Source organism: Bacillus sp. FSL W8-0645 (assembly GCF_038007905.1).
GTDB classification, from domain to species: Bacteria; Bacillota; Bacilli; order Bacillales; family Bacillaceae; genus Bacillus; species Bacillus pumilus.
This window is the reverse complement of record NZ_JBBOYC010000001.1, coordinates 3235647-3259069: the sequence shown is the minus strand read 5'-3', so window position 1 is coordinate 3259069 and position 23423 is coordinate 3235647. Positions and strand designations below refer to the sequence as shown.

Genomic DNA, 23423 nt, shown 5'->3' with positions numbered 1-23423 from the left:
TGTTTATCTTTCCATTGTATGAATGAGCTTGTAACGATCTCCTCTATAAACGGAAAGAACATATTCAAACGGAATATCATTCTGAAAATAAGTCGTTCTTGCGATTGAGAGCACGGGATCGCCTGTTGAAATAGACAGCACGTGTGCTTCTTCATTTGAAGCAACATTCGCTTCAAGCTCTTGTTTTGCATGAGCAATTGTAAGGCCTGTTTGAGTCTCTATATATTCATATATAGAGCCAGTTAAATGTTCCCTTGTTAAATCTCCTGCAAATGCTTCAGGGATATAGCTCGTTTCAATCGCCATCGGTTCATCATTTGCGAGGCGTATCCGTTTGAGTTCATATATAGCATCGTCATTTGACAGTTGTAAGACAGGCAACAAGTGATCTGGACAGACGGTTTTTGTGAAGTCAATCAGCTGGCTTGAAGCTTTAAGACCACGCTGACGCATATCCTCTGTAAAGCTTGTTAAACCTTGAAGCGGCTGTTCAAATTTTTTTCGGCTCACAAAGGTGCCTTTTCCTTTTTGTCGATACAAATATCCTTCGTTCACAAGATTCGATAAGGCTTGTCTGACAGTCATTCGACTTATACCAAAGCGTTCGGCATATTCTCTTTCAGAAGGAATGAGTGTATCAGGTGCTAATGTTCCATCCTCAATCTGTTTTTTCAAATTCTCCATAATCTGATGGTACATCGGAATAGGTGACTGCTTATCAATAAACATGTGAAAATCCTCTCGTGCTTAGCTTTAGCGTAGTGAACCAGCTTCTCGATCAATCAAAATCGTCACATCTTCATGAAGTTTCAGAGCAGATGCTGGGAAGTCTGGATGTATCTCAGTCTGTTCTAAATATTGTATCACTTTCGCTTTTGATTTTCCTGATGCAAGAAGGAGAATCTTTTTACTAGAAAGAATGCTCGCAATGCCCATGGTGATGGCATGTGTAGGCACTTCATCAATAGAAGAAAAGTATCTTGCATTGGCCTGCCGGGTATTTTCATCTAGTTGCACGACATGAGTCTTTGAGTTAAACGGAGTACCGGGCTCGTTAAAACCAATATGTCCATTTTGACCGATTCCAAGAAGCTGAAGGTCGATGCCGCCTATGTTTTGAATGAGCTGATCATATCTTAAGCATTCCTTTTCTAAATCAGGTGTAGCGCCATTTGGAAGGAAATACTGATCCTGTGGAAGATCAATATGATCAAATAAATGACGTTTCATATAGGTCATATAACTATTTTCATGATCTGGATCAAGCCCTGCATATTCATCTAAATTGACTGTTTTTGTTTGTTTGAAAGACAATTGGTGTGATTGATGAAGGTGAATTAACTCTTGATACGTATCAAGAGGTGTACCGCCAGTTGCCAGGCCGAGTACGGCATCTGGTTTAGAAGCGATTGTGCGCGCGATCAGGGCTGCTGCTTCTTTTCCTAATTGTTCTTTATCTTCAAATTCAATGATGTTCATTAGTGGTTGGCCTCCTTTTTCTCAAAGACGATTTGTCCATGGCAGATCGTCATCATTAGTTCACCAGACTCATCCCAGATCACAAGGTCTGCTTGTTTTCCAACTTCAATCGAACCAAGCTGCTGATCAAGTCCTAGCTGAATGGCTGCATTAGTTGAGGTCATCTTTGCTATCTCTGTCCATTCACAATGTGTGATCTGTTTCATTCGTTTGACGCCATCTTTCATTCGCAGAATTGATCCTGCAAGTGTACCATCTGCCAGTAAAGCTTTTTCGCCGCTGACTGTGACTGTTTGGCCCCCAAACTCATACGTGCCATTTCCAAGTCCTTTTGCGCGCATCGAGTCTGTGATCATCATTAAACGATCACTTCCTTTTGCCAAATACGCCAGCTTGATGGCAAGTGGGTGGGAGTGTATCCCATCCGTAATCAGCTCAGTATGGAGATCCTTGTTTGTAAGAGCAGCTCCTACAGCGTTTGGTTCACGATGCTGAAACGAACTCAGTGCATTATAAAGATGCGTGACATGGCGTGCACCATGCTTTGCTGCTAATTCAATCATGTCATGATGGGCATTCGTATGTCCAATAGAAGGAATAATGTTTTTTTCTTGCAACAAGGAAAGAAAAGCAAAATCAGGGTCTTCCTCAGGTGCGAACGTGACGATTCGAATAAGCTGTTCAGAAGCATCCAGCCATTTTTCAAAAAGAGGGCGATCGGGCTGCTTTATCCATTGAACAGGCTGTGCCCCTGCTTTATCTTTAGAAATAAAAGGACCTTCAAGATGGATACCTAAACATTGTGCCTGAACGCCTGCTTGTTCTTCATTGTATTGTTTCCACTGGGCGACATTTTTAAGTGCTTGCTCTATCTCATGATGGTTTTGAGTGATGGTTGTGGCTAAAAAACTTGTCGTTCCTTCTGATGGTAAGTTGTCAGCGAGTGTATTCATGGCTTCTGATGTCGCATCCATCATATCTGCTCCATATCCGCCATGGATGTGAATATCAATCATTCCGGGAAGTAAATAAAAGTTTTCCCGGGAAATATATACTTTTTCATAATTTCCTGTCGGTGGTGTTGTTGAAATATAGTCAATCTTGCCGCCGCGTAAACCGACAAAACCGTTTGCAATCATTTCGGTCTTTGTCACAATATGAATATTGGAGAGCAATAAAGAGTTGCTCATGATTGTGCCCCCTTTAGTCATTGTCTTTGACTTAGTTTACCCTTTTTAAGTATAGTTGTCTATACCAGTAAATGAACGGAAACAGGATCAGGATAAAATACTGTTTTGGGATCATCATTGAAAGTGATAAAATAGAGCTGTATTTCTGAATCGCCTGTGATAAAAGGAGGAAGAAGCGTGCCGAAAGTTCGTACGAAGGACATAATGGAACAATTTCATCTTGAACTGGTAAGTGGGGAAGAAGGGATTAATCGTCCCATTACAATCAGTGATCTTTCCAGACCAGGTATTGAAATGGCTGGTTATTTTACATATTACCCAAAAGAAAGAGTTCAACTTTTAGGGAAAACAGAGCTTTCTTTTTTTGAACAGCTCCCAGAACGCGAACGAAAGCAGAGAATGATGTCTCTTTGTACTGATATTACCCCTGCAATTATTTTGTCACGAGATCGTGAAGTGCCGAAGGAATTAATTGAAGCTTCAAATGAAAATGGTGTACCTGTGTTACGTTCAAGCCTAAAAACGACAAGACTTTCGAGTCGTTTGACCAACTTTTTAGAAAGCAAGCTTGCACCTACGACCGCGATTCATGGCGTACTCGTTGATGTATATGGTGTAGGTGTATTGTTAATTGGAAAAAGCGGAGTAGGAAAAAGTGAAACAGCCTTAGAATTAGTGAAGAGAGGACACAGGCTGGTCGCAGATGATTGCGTGGAAATCCGTCAAGAGGATCAGGATACGTTAGTCGGAAGCGCACCAGAGCTGATTGAACATCTTTTAGAAATCCGTGGATTAGGCATCATTAATGTGATGACCTTATTTGGAGCTGGGGCTGTCAGAAGCTATAAGAGAATTACGATTGTCATGAACCTTGAGCTTTGGGAACAAGGCAAACAGTACGATCGTTTAGGACTTGAAGAAGAGAAGATGCGAATCATCGATACAGATGTACCGAAGCTGACCATTCCTGTCCGCCCTGGTCGAAACTTAGCGGTTATCATTGAGGTGGCTGCGATGAACTTCAGGTTAAAACGCATGGGACATAATGCGGCGGAACAATTTACAAGTAAACTAGCCGATGTCATTGAAGACAATGGCCAAGATGAATAGGAGTTGTCTATATGAACGAAGCGATTCAGCCAATTGATCCGATTGCTTTTCAGCTCGGACCTCTTTCGGTTCATTGGTATGGTGTGATCATTGGGATCGGAGCTTTACTAGGACTCTGGCTCGCACTGAGAGAATGTGAGAAAAGAGGAATCAATAAAGATACGTTTATTGATTTAATCTTATTTGCCATTCCAATAGCGATTATTTGTGCACGAATTTATTATGTATCCTTCGAATGGGATTACTATCAGCAGCACCCAAATGAAATCATTAAGATTTGGCATGGCGGAATTGCCATTCATGGCGGGCTGATAGGTGCTGTGCTGACAGCGATCGTATTTGCAAAAGTGAAAAAGGTGTCCTTCTGGAAAATAGCCGATGTAGCAGCACCTAGTATTTTACTAGCGCAGGCCATTGGACGCTGGGGGAACTTTATTAATCAGGAAGCGCATGGTGAGGCTGTTTCAAGAGCCTTTTTAGAGAATTTGCATTTGCCTGAGTTTATCATTAATCAAATGTATATTGATGGGACGTATTATCACCCAACGTTCTTATACGAATCATTATGGAATCTTGCCGGTGTTGTGATCTTGATTTTATTACGTAGAACATCGATGCGCAGAGGCGAAATCTTCTTGTCTTATTTAATTTGGTATTCAATCGGTCGTTTCTTTATAGAAGGTATGAGAACGGACAGTTTGATGCTGACAGAACATCTTCGAATCGCTCAAATGATTTCGATTGCCATTTTTGTAGTGGCTGTTCTGCTGATGATCTTTAGAAGAATAAAAGGGTACGCATCGATTCCGTATAAAGAGAACAACTCATCGAATTAAAGCAGGGGGGATCAGAAGAGATGGGGGATACATGGAAAAACGGCTTAAAAGCAGGGCTATCGACAACTTGGACACTTGGAAAAGTCATCTTTCCAGTTACCATTCTCGTCAGTATCTTGCAGCATACGCCTGTTATGGATTGGATCATTCGATTCATACGGCCATTTATGGGGTTGTTTGGTCTTTCAGGAGAAGCGGCCATTCCACTTGTATTAGGAAATGTGCTGAATTTGTATGCGGGCATAGCTGCCATTTTGACACTAGATCTTCCTGTGAAGGAAGTGTTTATTTTGGCCGTGATGCTGTCCTTTTGCCATAACCTGATCATCGAATCGACTGTGGCAGCAAAGGTTGGACTGAGAGTGTCTGTCATTTTGCTTGTCAGAATCAGTCTTGCTGTTATTTCGGCTATTGTCATTCATCTCGTTTGGCAGGGAGGCCAGGAGCCGGCACAATATGGACTGCTGACAGCAGCTCAGACGGCTGATGTGCCTTCCAGTTGGTACATGATCGTCCTTCTCGCTTTACAAAAAGCCGTACTCGGTGTGCTCCAGCTCGCCTGTATCGTCATCCCTCTCATGATCATCATTCAATTCATGAGAGATTTAGGATGGCTCCATACGCTGTCTAAGTGGCTGTCTCCATTTACGAGAATGCTTGGAATGAAAGAAAATACGTCGATGACGATGGTCGCTGGGTTAACCATTGGTCTGGCATACGGAGCTGGCGTGATGATGAAGGCAGTGGAAGAGGACGGCGTGAGTAAAAAAGATTTAACCCTTGCTTTCATTTTCCTTGTTGCCTGCCATGCAGTGGTCGAAGACACGCTGATATTTATTCCACTTGGGATTCCTGTGTGGCCGCTTCTTGTCATCCGCCTGATATCTGCTATTTTATTAACAGCTGCCATTAGCTATATTTGGCGAAAGCGCGAGCTCGCAGCTGTTAGAAAGGAAGCCATATGAACGAATCAACTATTAACACCGTGCTGTTTGATTTAGATGGCACATTAATCAATACGAATGAATTAATTATTGCTTCATTTCAACATACGCTTGATCATTATTACCCTGGTCAGTACAGCCGTGAAGAGATCCTCCATTTCATTGGTCCGTCATTATTTGATACATTCTCTGCGATGGACCCTGATCTAACGAATGACATGATTCAGATGTACCGTACGTTTAATCATGAACAGCATGATCTGCTCGTGACTGAATATGAGACTGTTATAGATACATTGAAAGTCTTGCAGGATCGAGGATTTAAGCTTGGAATTGTCACAACAAAGATACGTGACACAGTGTTAATGGGATTGAAGCTGACCGGTTTAGAGCCATTCTTTGAGGTGATTGTGACGCTCGATGATGTCCAAAATGAAAAGCCGCATCCGGAGCCTGTCCAGCTGGCATTATCCAAGCTTGGCAGTGATCCACATGAAGCGGTGATGGTTGGCGATAATTATCACGATATTTTGTCTGGTCAAGCGGCGGGGACAAAAACAGCAGGTGTTGCTTGGTCAATTAAGGGAGAAGAGGCCCTTTTAAAGCATCGCCCTGATTTTATGCTAAAGAAAATGAGTGATCTCCTGGCGATTGTTGGAGCTGATTGAGTTGAGAAAAACAGATCGTTATCCTGTAAAAGGGGTCAATTCGTTACGACAAGTCTATCGGACGGTCCCCTTTTTCAAAGTGGTGAAAAACTTTATTTTCATTCAAATCGCACGGTACACGCCTTTTATGGGAATGAAAAATTGGATATACCGAACCTTTCTTCGTATGAAGGTCGGCGAAGATACAGCGTTTGCCTTAATGGTCATGGTGGATCTCATGTTTCCTGAGAAAATCACGGTCGGTCGAAATTCGGTGATTGGCTATAACACAACCATTTTGACCCATGAGTATTTGATTAAAGAATACAGACTTGGGGAAGTCTATATTGGGGATGAAGTCTTAATTGGAGCCAATTCCACCATTTTACCTGGTGTGACCATTGGGGATGGGGCGATCGTGTCGGCTGGTACACTTGTTCATAAGGATGTTCCAGCAGGCTCATTTGTTGGAGGAAATCCAATGCGCATGATTTATACGAAAGAAGAAATGAAAGCACGTCAATCTACGTCTGCTGAGTAGCTCGGCAGACTTTTTTGTTGACAATATGTTATGGTGTAACTATAATGATTACAACAGAGGTGAGAAAACATGAAAATCAGCAGCAGATTTACTGTCGCTGTCCATATTCTGGCCTTGCTATCACTTGAAAAAGGATCATTACAGACATCGGAGGATATCGCGGGAAGTGTGAATACAAACCCAGTGGTCATCCGCCGTATTATGAGTAAATTAAAAAAAGCAGGCTTAATCTCAACGAGTCTTGGCAAAGGCGGTTCTCAGCTGAACCGCAGTGAAGACGATATCACGCTGCTTGATGTGTATAAAGCGGTTGAAGTGGTGGATGAGGGAGAATTGTTTCAAATCCATGAAAGCCCAAATCCTGACTGTCCGATCGGTGCAAATATCCAGGCTGTGCTTGAGTTAATCTTGTGCCGCGCTCAAAGTGCGATGGAGCAAGTGCTTGCTGAGATCAAATTAAGTGAACTAACGCAGGTGTTAATCAAAAAAATTGGATGATCTATTCAATTTTTTTTACCTCTGTTGTAACTGAATTGGTTACATCTTTGTTTATCAAATAAAATCATTTTACAGGAGGAATTCATATGAAAATCGGTATTATTGGCGCTACAGGTAAAGCAGGACAGGAAATTGTAAAAGAGGCTCAATCAAGAGGACATGAGGTAACAGCCATCGTTCGAGATGCGAAAAAAGTGACAGGTTCATCCGTAGCTGTTATTGAGAAGGATGTGTTTCATTTACAAGCAGAAGACATCAAAGGCTTTGATGTTATCGTCAATGCATTTGGCGCACCTGCTGGACAAGAGCACCTTCACGTAGAGGCAGGGAAAAAGCTGATTGATATTTTGAAAGAGGTATCTGATACGCGTTTAATCGTTGTGGGCGGAGCGGGCAGTCTTTTTGTTGATGAAGCCAAAACAACAAGACTTGTTGATACACCAGAATTTCCAAAGGAGTATGTGCCTACTGCTTCACAGCAAGGTGAAAACCTAAAAGATCTTCAACAAACCGAAGGATTCAAATGGACTTTCCTCAGCCCTGCTGCATTCTTTGATCCAGCTGGCAAACGCACAGGTTCTTATGTGAAAGGGAAAGACCAACTGATTGTCAATTCTAAAGGTGACAGCTATGTGAGCTATGCCGACTACGCCATTGCGCTTGTCGATGAAATTGAGCAGTCTGCCCATGTTGGAGAACGTTTTACCGTTGTATCTGAAGCAGAATAAGTGATTCGTTGCCGCTAAAAACGATGAGTGAGGAGTTTAACGTATGAATGATCAAGAATTGTCTCTCATTTATGTATGGGATGCGTATTGTGGCTGGTGTTATGGGTTTTCCAACAGTATCCGTACTTTGCATGAGAACCATCCTGAAATGTCACTGACGCTCGTATCTGGCGGCTTATTTGTAGGAGAAAGAAGTCTTCCAATAAAGGAATATCCACATATATCAGAAGCAAATCAACGGATCAGTCAGCTAACTGGCGTTGAGTTTGGTGAACGTTATCAGAAGCTGCTAGCAAACGGGACATTTCTCTTAGACTCTGAGGCTGCAGCCATTGGGTTTTCAGCATTAAGATCCTTTGCTCCAGATCGTGCATTGTACTTGGCAGCATCGATGCAAAAGGCTTTTTATCAAGACGGAAAAAGCCTGAGCGATGATGAAACGTATCAGGAGATTGCTCTGGCACATTATCTTGATCCTAATGCCGTCATTGAACGAATGAAAACAAAAGAAGTCTTCAATGATGCGTATGCCGACTTTGCGAAGGTTCATCAACTTCAAGTGAATGGATACCCTACCCTTTTATTAAAAAAAGGGGATGAATACTTCAGTGTAGGCGGAGGAGCGATGACAGCTGAAAAGCTTGAGGAGCGCCTGAAGGAAATCATAGAAGCATCATCATGAAAAAAACCATCCTCTATTCGGATAGAGGATGGTTTTTCATGTTTTCAAAGAGAAATTGTTCTAGGCTTTAATGATAATCGCCTGCCTGCCCATCTGTTCCCAAGAATCTTCAAACTGATCGCGATCGACTTTTTGATTCTTTTCTCCGTATGGGTTATTTAAGTAGACATGCTCCTTGTCATAGCCTGTGATGACCACGCTATGCATATTAAAGCTTACATCTATTTTGCCATTTGGTGTATTCCATGTTTCGATGTTATCTATTTTGTCAAAGGTGGATGTGGTAATCACCCAAACAGGATACCCTTTTTCAAGTGATTGATAGATGGCCTTTTTGACAGGTTTTCCGCTTAAGTCGACGACTTGAGCGCCCGCATGTTTTTTCGCAAGCTGATAAATAGGTTCATGGTATACACCAAGACCTGGTCCATTCTCCATATCGCCTACAAACCCGTCATGTGGGTCTCCTTTTAAGCCATTTTCATAATTGAGTGGAACACGTTTAATTTCATTTGCCAATGTGTCTTTCGTCACTTGCTCGTAGCCGCTGTAATGAAGAAGCATCGCTAAGCTTGTGACTTCGCATCCATTATAAAGCTTTGGGGCATCCATTTGATTGTAGAGGATGACGTCCATGGCTTTTTTGCTTCCTTTTAAGGAAGAATAGGTGGTATCTGTTTTTTTCGTTAATCGTGTTTCTTCAGCTGCGAGTGCCGTATCGTTTTCTTTTTCTTTGGCTGCTTCGTGTGGTGAAGCTGTCTTCTTGACTTGGTCGATTTGTGTCACGTATATAAAGCCGAAATAAACAAGGCATGCGCACAACAAAGTTAAGATTAATGTCTGGATGAACTTCACTGTAATCTCCTGTGTTATTCAATATTTTTATGTATTATAGCACGTTCTTTCATCCAACATGCAGAAAAGAGACAGGTGTCACTTGAATGTAATAATTCCACAAATTTTTCATGAAAATAGAGAGAAAATAAAAATGATTGATTTAATTACTTTATTTTGTTAGCATGTTATCATATTAGCGAACTAAAGGATTCGGAATTTTTTGTTTTAATGTGTTGGAGGTGTAGAAGAACATGTTTATGTTTGAGAAACCATATGGTATGCGGGATTCATTACCAGGATTGTATGAGACGAAGAAAAAAGTGAGACATTCCTTAACAGAGGTCATGAATGGTTGGGGTTACCGGTTGATGGAAACACCAACGCTTGAATTTTACGATACAGTCGGTGTTCAATCGGCGATTACAGATACACAGCTCTTTAAGCTGTTAGATCAGAACGGGCAAACCCTTGTACTCAGACCTGATATGACGGGACCTATTGCTAGAGTGGCAGCATCAAAGCTTCATGAACAGGCGTATCCACTTCGCGTTGGGTATGCGGCCAATGTGTTCCGGGCACAGGAAAGAGAAGGCGGGAGGCCATCAGAATTTGAGCAGGTCGGAATTGAGTTAATTGGAGACGGTTCGATTAGTGCAGATGCTGAAGTGATCGCGCTTGTCGTATTCGCATTAAAAAATGCTGGGCTCAAGTCCTTCAAAATCGCGATTGGGCATGTCGCTTTAGCAGAGACGTTATTTGTAGATGCACTGGGAAATACAGAGCGTGCAAACGTTCTTCGCCGATTCTTATATGAAAAGAATTATGTAGGATACCGTCAGCATGTGAAGCAATTGCCACTCTCCTCCATCGATAAAACGAGGCTGTTACAGCTTTTAGAGTTAAGAGGCGGCCAGGAAGTCACAGAGCGGGCAGAGGACATCGTCGTTTCACAAGAAGGAAAAGAGGTGCTTACGCAGTTAAAGTCGCTTTGGGAGACACTTGAAGATTACGGCTGTACAGAATATATCCGTCTAGATTTAAGCATGGTGAGTCATATGAGCTACTACACGGGTATTTTGTTTGAAGTATTTGCAGATCATGTTGGGTCAGTCATCGGAAGTGGCGGCAGATATGACCAATTGCTTGCTCATTTCGATGCACCTGCACCAGCTACAGGATTCGGACTTCGATTAGATCGTCTGCTTGAAGCACTTGATGCAAAAGAAATCAATGAACCGCAGGAGGCAGTGATTTTTAGTAAAGAACAAAGACTGGAAGCTTTTGCTTTTGCAGAAAAGGAGCGGTCAAAAGGGAAAAAGATCGTGCTGCAAGACTTAGCAGGGATTGAAAATATTGACGCGATGACCAAGGTATTTGAGCAGGTGACTTATTTTATCGGCGCTAGAAAGGGAGAGCAAAATGGGTAAAGTGTTGACGATGGCGATGCCAAAGGGCCGAATATTTGAAGAAGCCGCAGGGCTGTTAAGGCAGGCAGGATATCAACTGCCAGAGGAATTCGAGGATTCAAGAAAGTTAATCATCGATGTACCGGAAGAAAACCTCCGCTTTATTTTAGCGAAGCCAATGGATGTGACGACTTATGTAGAGCACGGTGTAGCAGATGTTGGCATTGCAGGAAAGGATGTCATGCTCGAAGAAGCTCGTGATGTGTACGAGGTGCTTGATTTAAACATCAGTAAATGCCATTTAGCGGTTGCCGGATTGCCGGGAGCCAGCTGGGGCGGTGTTGCACCACGTGTGGCAACAAAGTACCCAAATGTCGCATCTTCCTATTTTAGAGAACAAGGGGAGCAAGTAGAGATCATTAAGCTGAATGGTTCCATTGAATTAGCACCGCTCATCGGACTCGCCGATCGTATTGTAGACATTGTCTCTACAGGTCAAACACTCAAGGAAAACGGACTTGTTGAAACGGAGCATATTTGTGATATTACATCACGGTTTATTGTCAATCCTGTGAGCTATCGGATGAAGGATGCGGTGATCGATGAAATGGCGCAGCGCCTTGCAAGAATCATTGAAGGGGAGGAAACATCATGAACATCACCTACATACAAGAAGGTGAGACAGAGACACTCTCGCTCAAACGGACTTTAGATACAGGCACGGAAGAGCAGCGCCTGGCTGTTCAGCGGATTATACAAGAAGTGAGGCTAAATGGTGATCAAGCGGTACAGTCTTTTACAAAGCAATTTGATGGGGTGCTGCTTGAAGATCCGCTTGTCACAGACGAGGAAATGACAAAAGCCTCCGAACGTTTGGACCCAGCCATGATTCAAGTGATCCAAACGGCTATCCGTCATATTCGCACATACCATGAGCGTCAGCTGACCTCCTCTTGGTTTTATCACCAGCAGGATGGCTCGATGCTCGGACAAAAGGTGACACCACTTGATGCAGTTGGTGTGTATGTCCCCGGCGGAACAGCTGCTTATCCATCATCTGTTTTAATGAATGTGATTCCGGCGCTTGTCGCTGGTGTTAAGCGAATTGTCCTTGTGACACCCCCAGGGAAAGACGGCTACCTCTCTGACGCTGTACTCGTTGCTGCGAAGGAGCTCGGTATTACAGAGATGTATAAAATGGGCGGTGCACAGGCGATTGCGGCACTTGCCTATGGAACAGAAAGCATCCAGCCTGTTGATAAAATCACAGGTCCAGGCAACATCTATGTCGCACTGGCAAAGCGGGAAGTATTTGGTCAGGTAGACATTGATATGATTGCCGGTCCAAGTGAAATTGCGGTTCTAGCAGACGACACGGCCATAGCACATGAGGTGGCGGCCGATTTACTTTCTCAGGCAGAGCATGATGCGCTGGCATCTAGTATTTTGGTGACCCCATCTAAGACACTTGCTGAAAATGTGCGAGCTGAGGTGCAAGCGCAGCTGGACACCTTGCCAAGAAAATCAATCGCTGCACAATCCATACAACATCATGGCCGTATATACGTGACAGATTCCATGGATCGTGCAGTAGACGTCGTCAATCAGTTAGCGCCAGAGCATTTAGAGGTGCTGACAGCATTTCCAGAATCATTTCTTGGTCAAATCAAGCATGCAGGGGCGATTTTTTTAGGGCGTTATAGCCCTGAGCCGGTGGGAGATTATTTTGCAGGACCGAATCACGTGCTGCCAACCAACGGAACAGCTAGATTTTCTAGCCCGCTTGGTGTGACCGATTTTCAAAAGAAAACGAGCATTATTTCATATAGTCAAGAAGCCTTTGAGACACACAGGGATAGCATTGCGGCTTTTGCCAGGTTAGAAGGGCTCGAAGCACATGCAAGGTCGATTGAATCGAGAAAGCGGGGGGAATCGTCATGAGACAGGCGGAAACAGCGAGACAAACAAATGAAACGAATATTTCATTATCGTTAGAGATTGATGGGGAAGGAAAAGCGGATATTCAAACAGATGTCCCTTTTATGACACACATGCTCGATCTATTTACGAAGCATGGACACTTTAATTTGACTGTTGATGCGAAAGGAGATACAGATGTTGATGATCACCACACAACAGAAGATATCGGCATCGTGCTTGGGCAAATGTTTAAGGAAGCGTTAGGTGATAAAAAGGGGATTAAGCGGTACGGGTCCAGCTTTGTTCCAATGGATGAAACGCTTGCCCAGGTCGTGGTCGACTTAAGTAATCGTCCTCATTTGGAAATGAGAGCGGCCTTTCCAAGTCAAAAGGTCGGTACCTTTGATACAGAGCTCGTACATGAGTTTCTTTGGAAGTTTGCGTTAGAAGCTCGTATAAACCTTCATGTAATTGTTCACTATGGAAGCAATACGCACCATATAATTGAAGCTATTTTTAAAGCGATGGCACGTGCTTTGGATGAAGCAACAACCATTGATCCACGTGTGAAAGGGATTCCTTCGACAAAGGGGATGCTCTAATGATCGGAGTCATTGATTACGGAATGGGAAATTTGTTCAGCGTATCAAAAGCACTGGAACGAGCAGGTGCCCGTTATATTGTCTCCGCTGATGTGGAGGAGCTCAAAAAGGCAGATGCTTATATTTTGCCTGGGGTCGGTTCGTTTCGTGATGCGATGCAGCTGTTAAAACAGACAGGGCTTGAGGCGTTTATCCACCAAGTAGTGCAGGAAGGAAAGCTGCTATTTGGCATTTGTCTTGGGATGCAGCTGTTATTTGAAGAAAGCGAAGAGGCAGGGCGTACGAAAGGTTTGGGGCTGCTAAAAGGGCGTGTCGTTCTTTTAAAGGATCGTGACCAGGATGGGCAAAGGCTGAAGGTGCCTCATATGGGGTGGAATGAGCTCACATTTCATCAGCCCTCCCCATTGTTTGACGGGGTATCCGAAGGATTTGCGTACTTTGTTCACTCTTATTATGTGAGGGATATGAATCCAGAAGAGCAATTAGCAAGCGCAGACTATGGCGTTCAAGTACCCGCAGTTGTCGGCAAGGGAAATGTGCTAGGCGCACAGTTTCACCCTGAAAAAAGCAGTACAACGGGCATGGCGCTCCTCAAACAATTTATTCAATTAGCAAACGAACCAAACGAACAGAGGGTGAACAAATGAGTGAATTTACATTGTATCCAGCGATTGATATGAGAAATGGCAAATGTGTACGGCTCGTGCAAGGAGATTATGATCAAGAAACCATTTATGGAGATTCGCCGCTCGATATGGCGACGCGATTTGCAAATGAAGGAGCAAAGTGGATTCATCTCGTTGATCTAGATGGTGCGAAAGCGGGGAATCGCGTCAATCATGAGCATGTGCTGGCGATTGCTTCATCCTTAGATGTAAATGTACAAATTGGTGGCGGCATTCGGACGGAAGAAGACGTTGCCTTTTATTTAAACAATGGTGTAGCTAGAGTCATCCTTGGCAGCTCGGCTGTTTCTAATCCTGCCTTTGTGAAAAAAATGCTTGCGCAATATGGGGAGAAAATAGCGATTGGCATTGATGCGCGAAATGGATTCGTATCGACTGAGGGGTGGCTTGAAACATCGAAAGTGAAGGCAGAGGAACTCGGCAAAGAATTGGCAAAGGAAGGCGCGGAGGTCTTTATTTTCACGGATATTCAAATGGATGGCATGCTGGCTGGTCCTAATGTAGAAAGTACAGTTCGCTTAGCAGAAGCTACTGGCAAACAAGTCATTGCTTCAGGCGGTATCAGTTCGGTAGCCGATCTCCAAAAGCTGTCAGCACAAAAACAGTCAGGCGTTTCTGGTGCGATCATTGGAAAGGCACTTTATACGGAGCGGTTTACTTTAGCTGAAGCAATTGAAGGGCTTGACCGCGTATGATGACAAAACGAATCATCCCATGTCTCGATGTGAAGGAAGGTCGTGTGGTCAAAGGGGTGCAATTCCTCGGCTTAAAGGATGCTGGTGATCCGGTAGAATTAGCGCAGATATATGATGAGGAAGGGGCGGATGAACTCGTCTTTCTTGATATTTCTGCCTCTTATGAAGGCCGGAAAACGATAGTAGATGTGGTCAAACAAGTGGCGTCCACTCTTGCCATCCCTTTTACGGTAGGCGGGGGAATTAACCACCTTGAAGACATGAAGCGCATATTAAGAGCGGGTGCAGACAAAGTATCTGTGAATACAGCGGCAGTTTTAAGACCAGAATTGATTTCAGAAGGTGCTGATTTTTTTGGTTCCCAGTGCATCGTCGTCGCAATAGATGCAAAGTACGATGAAGAGAAAAAAGCGTACATGGTTTATACACACGGAGGGCGCCGTCAAACGGATATAGAGGTTAGCGATTGGGCAAAAGAAGCCGTGCTGAGGGGGGCAGGAGAGATCTTGCTGACAAGTATGGATGCCGACGGTGAGAAAAAGGGCTTTGATCATCGATTAACAAAGCTTGTGTCAGAAGCTGTCACCGTACCTGTCATTGCCTCGGGAGGTGCTGGCAATGCTCAGCATATGCTGGAGGCATTTACAAAAGGAGAAGCGGATGCAGCTTTAGCAGCTTCCATTTTTCATTATAAAGAGACTTCAATTCAAGAGGTAAAGACATACTTGAGAGAACACGGGGTGAAGGTCAGATGAAACAGGCAAACGAATTATCCTTTCATGAGGCAGGCCTGATACCTGCGATTGTACAGGATGCTCAAAGCAAGGAAGTATTGACATTGGCGTATATGAATCAAGAATCCTATGAAAAAACACTAGAGACAGGGGAAACATGGTTTTACAGCCGATCAAGAAACGAGCTTTGGCACAAAGGCGCCACATCTGGACATACTCAGCGAGTCACATCCATTCGATATGACTGTGACAAGGATGCTCTGCTTATTCTTGTCTCACCAAGTGGACCAGCGTGCCACACTGGCAGCTATAGCTGCTTTTCGGAAGAAGGCGTGAAGCGTCAAACGGAAGAGCAGGATCGTTTTGCAATTTTAAATGAACTTGAACAGGTGATTGCGAAACGTCAGGCAGAAATGCCAGAAGGCGCTTATACAACCTATCTATTTGAAAAAGGGGTCGATAAAATCCTGAAAAAGGTAGGGGAAGAAGCGTCAGAGGTCATCATTGCAGCAAAAAACCGGGATCAAGAAGAATTGAAATGGGAAACAGCCGATCTTCTGTATCACCTGCTTGTGTTATTACGTGAACAGCAATTGCCGCTTGATGATGTATTAAAAGTATTAAAAAAACGTCATCAAGGCGAGTGAAAAGCCGGGGGCACCTCTGGCTTTTTACTTTTGAGTGAAAAACAAATCCTTCCTTTTCTTTTGTTCTATGTGACGACTCTTGAAGTATGTTATACTACACACGGTACACTGTTCGAAATGGAGGGTATCAGTGAGTAAATACACTTCTCAAAATAATCACACACAAGTCGTCCAGCTATTCCAAGATGGGCATTACTTTTTTCATAAAGGTCTAAAAGCTTATAGAGAAAGAAATCTATCTAAAGCGAGTAAGCTAATACAGCGGGCTATTGTACTTGAGCCTGAAAATGTAGAAATGCTGTCACAGCTTGCTATTATTTATACTGAAATGGGTCATTTCCAACAATCAAATGAACTGCTTGATTTCATCCTTGAACATATTGATGAAAATATGTCTGAGTGTCACTATTTTAAAGCCAATAATTATGCGAATCTAGGACTCTTTCAAGAGGCATATAAGTCAGCGACTGCCTATGCTTCATTAGAAGAGAACGGGGAATTTGCAGATGAAAATGATGACCTTCTCGACTTGCTCGATATGAGTGACGAAGAGGACGAAGATTTTCCTTACGATCAGGATGACCTGATTGTGAAGCAGGATCAAGCAAATCACTTGCTGGAAAGCGGCAGGCTTGATGAAGCCATTGAGATGCTGGAACAGATGATTGTTGAGTATCCAGAATTTTGGTCAGCGTACAATAATCTCGCATTGGCCTATTTTTATTCTGGTCGAATCCATCAGGCGAAAGAGATGCTGAACCGGGTTTTAGATGAAAATCCGGGTAATCTGCATGCCCTTTGCAACCAGCTTGTCTTCTATCATTATGAAAAAGAAGAAGAAAAGGTCAATACGTTAGCAAAGCAATTAACGCACGTGTATCCAATATTAAGTGAACAGCGTTATAAGCTTGGCGCAACATTTGCCCTAGTTGGAGAATTTGAATGGGCCTTTAAATGGCTTTATTCTTTGTACAAAACAGGCTTTCAGGGAGATAGTACATTTTTATACTGGCTCGCAAGCGCAGCTTATTATACAGGTCACAAAACGCTTGCACAGACGGTTTGGGATAAGATGGTCGAAGAAGATATCGATGCAGATGAAATCAAGCCGTGGCAGGATAAACCTGAGGAGACTGAGCCAATGGTCTCCATTGAGGAGCGGCTGACGGCGTACTATGTAAGCAAACAAAAAGGGGAACGTGATGTTCTTCAATCTGTTCTTGATGCACGCGCAGCGAAAACCGCTTTTGAACAGCAATTCATTGAACTGCTCTTATACGAAGATGAAATGGAAGAACGGTCTTTTTCAGAAGATGCGGTTTTTGCAAAACAGGCGGCATCCAGCTTGGAAGAAGCTGTTCAGCCTGACAGCCATATGCCTTATTTTTGGTTATTCCATATTATTCAGCAGGCACGTGCTTCTGGCGTAGATAAGAAAAATGCGCCTGCATGGGCAGCAGCATCTTATTATTTATGGATGCAGGAGCAAGAAGAATCTATGAGCAAAAAAGAGATTGCATCCTCTTTTCAAATCAGTGTTCAAACACTGTCTAAATATGAACAAGTCATTTGTACATTAATTGATTGAATAGGTAAATAGATTTAGAAGATTGCAGCATGGCCGAAAAGGTCATGCTTTTTTCTTGGATAAAAAGGTGGGATTTGCAAGGATTTGGCGAAGTATGACAATCACGACATGTTTTTGAAACATAAATGTAATAAAAATATTAGCTCATTTTGTCGATGTCTCATGTATAATGAAAATCGTGGATTAAAACAAAGACATATATTTAGATATTTTACTATACATAATGAAACACCTAGTGATAGAAACAATCTGGTCAACATCTGACTGATCAATCAGGAAGAAAGACATAGATAGCACAGATTGGTCGCAGAGAATTTGCTGCTTTCTCATGTCGCTTGGAAATTGTCAAAGGAGGAACTATTCGTGAAAAAGTTTATTACTTTCGGTTTAGCTTCGGTCATCGGAGCGAGCAGTTTATTTATCCCATTTACTCATGAAGCAAACGCACAGAACTTTGAACAAAAGAAACAAGAGCTGGACAGCAAGCAATCTGAGGTCAACAAAAACCTTCAAAAGAAAAAAGATGAGCTTTCAAAGCTTGAAGCAAAACAAGAGGCACTTGCACTAAAGCTAAAAGAAATTGACGAGAAAGCTTTAAAAACAAGTGATCAAATCGAAGAAAAACAAAAAGAAAATGAACAAACGAAAAAAGAAATCAATGCACTCAAAAAAGACATTGCTGATACTGAAAAACGTATTGAAGATCGAAACAAATTTTTGAAAAAGCGTGTACGTGCGCTTCAAGAAAGCGGCGGTTCTACGAAATACATAGATGTATTACTAGGAGCGAAAAGCTTTAGCGATTTCATCAGCCGTGCAGGTGCAGTATCTACACTCATCAACGCAGACAGCGAAATCATTAAAGAGCAAGAAAAAGACAAAGCTGAGCTTCAAAAGTCTGAAAACGAATTAAACACAAAGCTTGAAGATGTTCAAAAGACACTTACAAAGCTTGAAACACTTCAAACAGACTTGAATAAACAGCTTGATGAAAAAGACAAGCTATTCAAGCAAGTGAAAAAGCAAAAGGGAAGTGCTTCTTCTCAAATCAGCGAGTTAAACAGTGAGGCTAACAGCATTGCATCTGAAAAAGACGCAACAATCGCTGCTCAAAAACAAGCTGAAAAAGAAGCAAGAGAAGCAGCTCAAAAAGCTAAAGAAGAAAAAGTACAAAGACAACAGCAGCGTCAAGCTAGTGTTCAAGCAGAAGACAACAGCTCAACGAACGACAGCAGACCGTCTTCAAATAACAGTAACAGTGGATCTTCAAATAACAACGATAATAACAACAACAGCAGTTCACCAAGCAAGAAGCCATCTACTGGCGGTGGATCACCTGTTAGCAGTAACGTAGGCGGAATCGAAGGTGCGATCAGCACAGGTTCTACCATTGTTGGACAATCTCCATATAAATGGGCTGGCGGCAGATCTCAAGCTGATATTGACGCACGTCGTTTTGACTGTTCTTCATTCGTTCGCTGGGCATTTGCATCAGCAGGCATCAACCTTGGACCAGTTGGCGGTACAACAACAGATACGCTTGTAGGTAAAGGAAGAGCTGTAAGTGCATCTGACATGAAACGCGGAGACCTTGTGTTCTTTGATACGTATAAAGTAAATGGACACGTTGGTATTTACTTAGGAAATGGTACATTCTTGAACGATAACAGCTCTCGAGGTGTTTCAGTTGACTCTATGAGCAATGTTTACTGGAAAAAAGCATTCAATGGCGTTGTAAGAAGAGTCGTTGAATAAATCATTACTTACTATATAACCGTAAACAGGCTTCCTTAAACAGCAGTTTAAGGAAGCTTTTTCTTTTTTTGAAGATATGAGCAAATGATTCGCTTATTATCCACAGATTTAATAGGATATGGGTAAGGAATAAAACTAAGAGTGGGATGGATGCTTTCTGTCATGAATGGAAGCATCACCCAAGGGCATTCTAATAAGAAATGCTAGCAGTAATTGAAGAGGGAGTGACAGTTGTGTCAGAAGAAAAAATCTACGATACGATCATCATTGGAGCGGGACCTGCCGGAATGACAGCCGCTGTTTATACATCACGTGGAAATCTTTCAACATTGATGATTGAAAGAGGGATTCCAGGCGGTCAAATGGCTAATACGGAAGATGTCGAGAACTATCCTGGCTTTGAAAGCATTTTAGGGCCAGAACTTTCAAATAAAATGTTTGACCATGCGAAGAAATTCGGTGCTGAGTATGCATATGGCGATATCAAAGAAATCGTAGACGGTGAAGAGTACAAAATCGTCAAAGCCGGTTCGAAAGAATACAAAGGACGCTCTGTCATTATTGCAGCAGGTGCGGAATACAAAAAAATCGGTGCACCAGGTGAAAAAGAACTTGGCGGCCGAGGCGTCTCTTACTGTGCAGTATGTGACGGTGCTTTCTTTAAAAACAAAGAGCTCGTCGTCATTGGTGGAGGAGACTCTGCGGTAGAAGAGGGTGTGTACCTCACACGCTTTGCGTCAAAAGTAACGATCGTTCATAGACGCGATAAGCTTCGTGCACAAAGCATTTTACAAGCACGTGCTTTTGATAATGAAAAAATCGACTTCATGTGGAACAAAACCGTTAAACAAATTAATGAAGAAAACGGTAAAGTCGGCAGTGTGACTTTGATTGATACGGTGACTGGTGAAGAAGAAGACTTTAAAACAGATGGCGCCTTTATCTATATCGGAATGCTGCCACTGTCTAAACCATTTGAAAATCTCGGCATTACAAATAAAGAAGGCTACATCGAAACAAACGAAAGAATGGAAACGAGAGTGGAAGGCATTTTCGCCGCTGGTGACATTCGTGAAAAAACACTCCGTCAAATTGTGACAGCAACAGGTGACGGAAGTATTGCCGCACAAAGCGCACAGCATTATGTAGAAGAGCTTGCTGAAAAGCTCAAAGCAACGAAATAAAAGGCTGTCGTAAATCCTTAATATAGCGTCATGGGCTTTTAACTGGAATGTAACACGGGTGAAACAATTTTCCGTTATGATAAAACTAGTAATTGACCCCCTTTTATAAGGAATACATGTTTGGCACGGATGAGAATCCGTGTCCTTTTTTTTGCTTAAAATCAGAAATTCATGAGATGTTCACAAATGACGCATGGAGAACCATTAGTTGCTGTAAAATAAAGAGTAGAAAAATTGCCCGCCACTTCTTTCAGACGAAATTCGGTCTGATTTCGGTGAAGAAGGGGCATGTTCATTGTGGGAGTCAGGATGAACCTGTATAATAAGTTAAAGACATAAAAGAGTAGGTGACAGCTGATGCAACGAGTAACCAATTGTGTGCTGCATCACGAAGATCAAGTTCTCTTGCTGCAAAAGCCAAGACGGGGCTGGTGGGTAGCGCCGGGCGGAAAAATGGAAAGCGGAGAATCGGTCAAGGATTCAGTCGTTCGAGAGTATAGAGAAGAAACAGGAATTTATATTTTAAATCCACAGTTAAAAGGTGTTTTTACCTTTATCATAAAAGAAGGCGATCAAATCGTTCAAGAGTGGATGATGTTCACCTTTATGGCAGATTCATTTACTGGAAAAAACGTGACAGAGTCAGAGGAAGGCATTTTAAAGTGGCATGAAGTAAAGGATGTGCCGCATTTACCGATGGCACCAGGAGATTCCCATATTCTTGATTTCATGCTAAAGGGAAAAGGACTTCTTCACGGTACTTTTACGTATACACCTGATTTTGAATTGATTGCTTATCGGTTAGACCCTCAAGGAGACTAATACATGAACCGTTTTTATAAAGAAGGAGAGGAAGCAGGCATGAATACGCACAAACAAGGAGATATTCAGCTTGTGATTATTACAGGAATGTCAGGTGCGGGGAAAACCGTTGCCATTCAAAGCTTTGAAGATTTAGGTTACTTCTGTGTAGATAACTTGCCGCCATCACTTTTACCAAAGTTCCTAGAACTCATGAAGGATTCTAATTCGAAGATGAGCAAGGTCGCCCTTGTGATGGATTTACGCGGACGAGAATTCTTTGACAGCTTAGTTGCAGCCTTAGATGAAATGAGTGATCTTGGCTGGATCACACCAAGAATATTATTTCTAGATGCAAACGATAAGGTGCTTGTCTCAAGATACAAAGAAACGAGACGTTCGCATCCTCTTGCGACAACAGGTTTGCCGCTCGAAGGAATCGCAATGGAACGCGATCTGTTAGAAGAGTTAAAAGGCCGGGCTCAAATGATTTTTGATACATCGGATTTAAAACCAAAACAGCTTCGAGAAAAAATTGTCGCGCACTTTGCCACGACTCAAGGGCAGGTGTTTACAGTGAATGTGATGTCCTTCGGTTTTAAATACGGTCTGCCGATTGATGCTGATCTTGTATTTGATGTGAGATTTCTGCCGAATCCTTACTATATTGAGAGCATGCGTCCACAGACTGGAAACGATGAAGAAGTGCGTTCCTATGTAATGAAATGGAGCGAGACACAAAAATTCACAGAGAAATTAATTGACCTTCTCAACTTTATGCTTCCGTCCTATAAACGAGAAGGAAAAAGCCAGCTTGTGATCGCTATTGGCTGTACAGGCGGACAGCACCGATCAGTGACGCTAGCGAACTACTTATCGGAGTATTTTAAAAATGACTACTACACTCATGTCACTCACCGGGACATTGAAAAGAGAAGCAGAAAATAGATGACGACACTTCCAAAGGTGGTCATTCTTGGCGGGGGCACTGGCTTATCTGTTTTGCTCAGAGGGCTAAAAACAAAGCCAGTGGATATTACCGCTATTGTAACGGTTGCTGATGACGGAGGCAGCTCAGGCAGACTGCGGCATGATTTGAATATTCCGCCTCCAGGCGATATTCGAAATGTCCTTGCAGCTCTCTCTGATGTTGAACCACTTGTAGAAGACTTATTTCAGCACCGTTTTAACAAAGGGAATGACTTAACAGGCCACTCACTTGGCAACCTCATTCTTGCGGCCATGACAAATATAACCGGTGATTTTTTTCATGCCGTCACAGAAATGAGCAAGGTCTTAAATGTAAGAGGAAAAGTCTTACCAGCAGCGAATTCAAGTGTTGTTCTACATGCTGAATTAGAAAATGGGCAAGTGGTAACAGGAGAATCAAAAATCCCAACCTACGGTGAGCGAATTAAACGCGTGTTCCTCACACCCAATACGATTGAGCCGCTCCCAGAATCGATTCAAGTCATTCGTGAAGCCGATTTGATCGTCATTGGACCTGGCAGCTTATATACAAGTATCTTGCCAAACTTACTTGTACCGCATATTGGTGAAGAAGTGATTCGTTCGAAGGCGAAAAAAGTGTATATTTGCAATGTCATGACGCAACCAGGGGAAACGCTTTCCTACAGTGCAGCTGATCATGTGCAGGCATTAAACGATCATATGGATCGTCCATTTATTGATACCATTTTTGTGAACAATAAAGAAATTCCAGAAGAGATCAAAGCAAAATATGCAGAAGAACAGGCACAGCCTGTACAGTTCGACACAGATGTACTCAAGGCAATGGGACTGGAAGTCATCCCTGGGGAAATCATTACATACGACCAGCATGTGATTCGTCACGACACGCTGAAAGTAGCCGCGCTGCTTGTCGACCTGTTGCATAAGAAAAAATAGGAATG

26 protein-coding genes are annotated in these 23423 nt (G+C 42.8%); 22 read left to right on the top strand and 4 right to left on the bottom strand.

Features of this window, described 5'->3' with window-relative positions; translation table 11 throughout:
* Nucleotides 1-3: 3 nt before the first annotated feature.
* From NST39_RS17000 to nagA, 3 genes are read right to left on the bottom strand one after another with little or no spacing between them, the layout of a single operon-like run.
* Nucleotides 4-729 carry a GntR family transcriptional regulator gene (locus tag NST39_RS17000; protein WP_341029409.1) on the bottom strand — a complete coding sequence of 242 codons (726 nt, stop codon included), beginning with the start codon at nt 727-729 and terminating at the stop codon, nt 4-6.
* 24 nt (nt 730-753) lie between these two features.
* Nucleotides 754-1479: a glucosamine-6-phosphate deaminase gene (gene nagB, locus NST39_RS16995; RefSeq protein ID WP_341029408.1), complete on the bottom strand. Its 726-nt coding sequence runs from the start codon at nt 1477-1479 to the stop codon at nt 754-756.
* Nucleotides 1479-2669, bottom strand: coding sequence for an N-acetylglucosamine-6-phosphate deacetylase (gene nagA, locus NST39_RS16990; protein WP_341029407.1), 1191 nt, complete (start codon nt 2667-2669; stop codon nt 1479-1481). Before nagA ends, nagB begins: the two co-directional genes overlap by 1 nt.
* A gap of 177 nt (nt 2670-2846) precedes the next feature.
* On the opposite strand from nagA, the gene hprK reads away from it, so the two are divergent.
* From hprK to NST39_RS16950, 8 genes are all read left to right on the top strand, one after another.
* Nucleotides 2847-3779 (top strand): HPr(Ser) kinase/phosphatase, encoded by a 933-nt coding sequence (hprK, locus tag NST39_RS16985; protein ID WP_003212943.1) that lies wholly within the window; start codon nt 2847-2849, stop codon nt 3777-3779.
* An 11-nt stretch (nt 3780-3790) separates the two neighbouring features.
* The gene (gene lgt / locus NST39_RS16980; RefSeq protein ID WP_065097959.1) at nt 3791-4615 is read left to right on the top strand and encodes a prolipoprotein diacylglyceryl transferase; all 825 of its coding nucleotides are present in this window, start codon (nt 3791-3793) and stop codon (nt 4613-4615) included.
* A gap of 20 nt (nt 4616-4635) precedes the next feature.
* Nucleotides 4636-5580 carry a nucleoside recognition domain-containing protein gene (locus tag NST39_RS16975; RefSeq protein WP_044139376.1) on the top strand — a complete coding sequence of 315 codons (945 nt, stop codon included), beginning with the start codon at nt 4636-4638 and terminating at the stop codon, nt 5578-5580.
* A complete protein-coding gene (ppaX, locus tag NST39_RS16970; protein WP_065097960.1) occupies nt 5577-6227 on the top strand; it encodes a pyrophosphatase PpaX in 651 nt (216 codons plus the stop codon). The genes NST39_RS16975 and ppaX overlap by 4 nt, the downstream gene beginning before the upstream one ends.
* A 1-nt stretch (nt 6228) precedes the next feature.
* Nucleotides 6229-6747, top strand: a complete 519-nt coding sequence (locus tag NST39_RS16965; RefSeq protein WP_106067319.1) for an acyltransferase — start codon at nt 6229-6231, stop codon at nt 6745-6747.
* Nucleotides 6748-6816: 69 nt separating this feature from the next.
* A complete protein-coding gene (locus NST39_RS16960; protein ID WP_003213266.1) occupies nt 6817-7245 on the top strand; it encodes an Rrf2 family transcriptional regulator in 429 nt (142 codons plus the stop codon).
* 86 nt (nt 7246-7331) lie between these two features.
* Nucleotides 7332-7973 (top strand): NAD(P)-dependent oxidoreductase, encoded by a 642-nt coding sequence (locus tag NST39_RS16955; protein WP_126740923.1) that lies wholly within the window; start codon nt 7332-7334, stop codon nt 7971-7973.
* A 43-nt stretch (nt 7974-8016) separates the two neighbouring features.
* Nucleotides 8017-8655, top strand: coding sequence for a DsbA family protein (locus NST39_RS16950; protein ID WP_126740922.1), 639 nt, complete (start codon nt 8017-8019; stop codon nt 8653-8655).
* Between the two features lie 60 nt (nt 8656-8715).
* Here the strand turns inward: NST39_RS16950 and NST39_RS16945 are convergent, their stop codons facing one another.
* Nucleotides 8716-9510 carry a C39 family peptidase gene (locus NST39_RS16945; RefSeq protein WP_126740921.1) on the bottom strand — a complete coding sequence of 265 codons (795 nt, stop codon included), beginning with the start codon at nt 9508-9510 and terminating at the stop codon, nt 8716-8718.
* Between the two features lie 233 nt (nt 9511-9743).
* Between NST39_RS16945 and NST39_RS16940 the strand changes: the two genes are divergently transcribed.
* The 14 genes from NST39_RS16940 (at nt 9744) to NST39_RS16875 (ending at nt 23418) form a co-directional block, all read left to right on the top strand.
* Nucleotides 9744-10919 carry an ATP phosphoribosyltransferase regulatory subunit gene (locus tag NST39_RS16940; protein ID WP_341029404.1) on the top strand — a complete coding sequence of 392 codons (1176 nt, stop codon included), beginning with the start codon at nt 9744-9746 and terminating at the stop codon, nt 10917-10919.
* Nucleotides 10912-11553: an ATP phosphoribosyltransferase gene (gene hisG, locus NST39_RS16935; RefSeq protein ID WP_003213329.1), complete on the top strand. Its 642-nt coding sequence runs from the start codon at nt 10912-10914 to the stop codon at nt 11551-11553. The genes NST39_RS16940 and hisG overlap by 8 nt, the downstream gene beginning before the upstream one ends.
* Nucleotides 11550-12839, top strand: a complete 1290-nt coding sequence (gene hisD / locus NST39_RS16930; protein WP_113768114.1) for a histidinol dehydrogenase — start codon at nt 11550-11552, stop codon at nt 12837-12839. Before hisG ends, hisD begins: the two co-directional genes overlap by 4 nt.
* Nucleotides 12836-13420 (top strand): imidazoleglycerol-phosphate dehydratase HisB, encoded by a 585-nt coding sequence (gene hisB / locus NST39_RS16925; protein WP_065097968.1) that lies wholly within the window; start codon nt 12836-12838, stop codon nt 13418-13420. Before hisD ends, hisB begins: the two co-directional genes overlap by 4 nt.
* Nucleotides 13420-14067, top strand: coding sequence for an imidazole glycerol phosphate synthase subunit HisH (hisH, locus tag NST39_RS16920; RefSeq protein WP_065097969.1), 648 nt, complete (start codon nt 13420-13422; stop codon nt 14065-14067). Before hisB ends, hisH begins: the two co-directional genes overlap by 1 nt.
* On the top strand, nt 14064-14801 hold the full coding sequence (hisA, locus tag NST39_RS16915; RefSeq protein WP_044139385.1) for a 1-(5-phosphoribosyl)-5-[(5-phosphoribosylamino)methylideneamino]imidazole-4-carboxamide isomerase: 738 nt from the start codon (nt 14064-14066) through the stop codon (nt 14799-14801). Before hisH ends, hisA begins: the two co-directional genes overlap by 4 nt.
* Nucleotides 14798-15556, top strand: a complete 759-nt coding sequence (gene hisF, locus NST39_RS16910; protein ID WP_341029402.1) for an imidazole glycerol phosphate synthase subunit HisF — start codon at nt 14798-14800, stop codon at nt 15554-15556. Before hisA ends, hisF begins: the two co-directional genes overlap by 4 nt.
* Nucleotides 15553-16182 carry a bifunctional phosphoribosyl-AMP cyclohydrolase/phosphoribosyl-ATP diphosphatase HisIE gene (gene hisIE, locus NST39_RS16905; RefSeq protein WP_106066194.1) on the top strand — a complete coding sequence of 210 codons (630 nt, stop codon included), beginning with the start codon at nt 15553-15555 and terminating at the stop codon, nt 16180-16182. Before hisF ends, hisIE begins: the two co-directional genes overlap by 4 nt.
* Nucleotides 16183-16312: 130 nt before the next feature.
* Complete coding sequence (locus NST39_RS16900; protein ID WP_341029400.1) at nt 16313-17770, top strand: tetratricopeptide repeat protein; 1458 nt, start codon at nt 16313-16315, stop codon at nt 17768-17770.
* A gap of 363 nt (nt 17771-18133) precedes the next feature.
* Nucleotides 18134-19525 (top strand): C40 family peptidase, encoded by a 1392-nt coding sequence (locus tag NST39_RS16895; protein WP_268453905.1) that lies wholly within the window; start codon nt 18134-18136, stop codon nt 19523-19525.
* A 233-nt stretch (nt 19526-19758) separates the two neighbouring features.
* Nucleotides 19759-20709 (top strand): thioredoxin-disulfide reductase, encoded by a 951-nt coding sequence (trxB, locus tag NST39_RS16890; protein WP_034620189.1) that lies wholly within the window; start codon nt 19759-19761, stop codon nt 20707-20709.
* A 357-nt stretch (nt 20710-21066) separates the two neighbouring features.
* Entirely contained in the window at nt 21067-21531 is a 465-nt protein-coding gene (locus tag NST39_RS16885; RefSeq protein ID WP_003213484.1) for an 8-oxo-dGTP diphosphatase, read from the top strand.
* Nucleotides 21532-21570: 39 nt separating this feature from the next.
* Nucleotides 21571-22458 carry an RNase adapter RapZ gene (gene rapZ, locus NST39_RS16880; RefSeq protein ID WP_065098084.1) on the top strand — a complete coding sequence of 296 codons (888 nt, stop codon included), beginning with the start codon at nt 21571-21573 and terminating at the stop codon, nt 22456-22458.
* Nucleotides 22459-23418 (top strand): gluconeogenesis factor YvcK family protein, encoded by a 960-nt coding sequence (locus tag NST39_RS16875; protein WP_126740918.1) that lies wholly within the window; start codon nt 22459-22461, stop codon nt 23416-23418.
* The last annotated feature ends 5 nt before the right edge of the window (nt 23419-23423 follow it).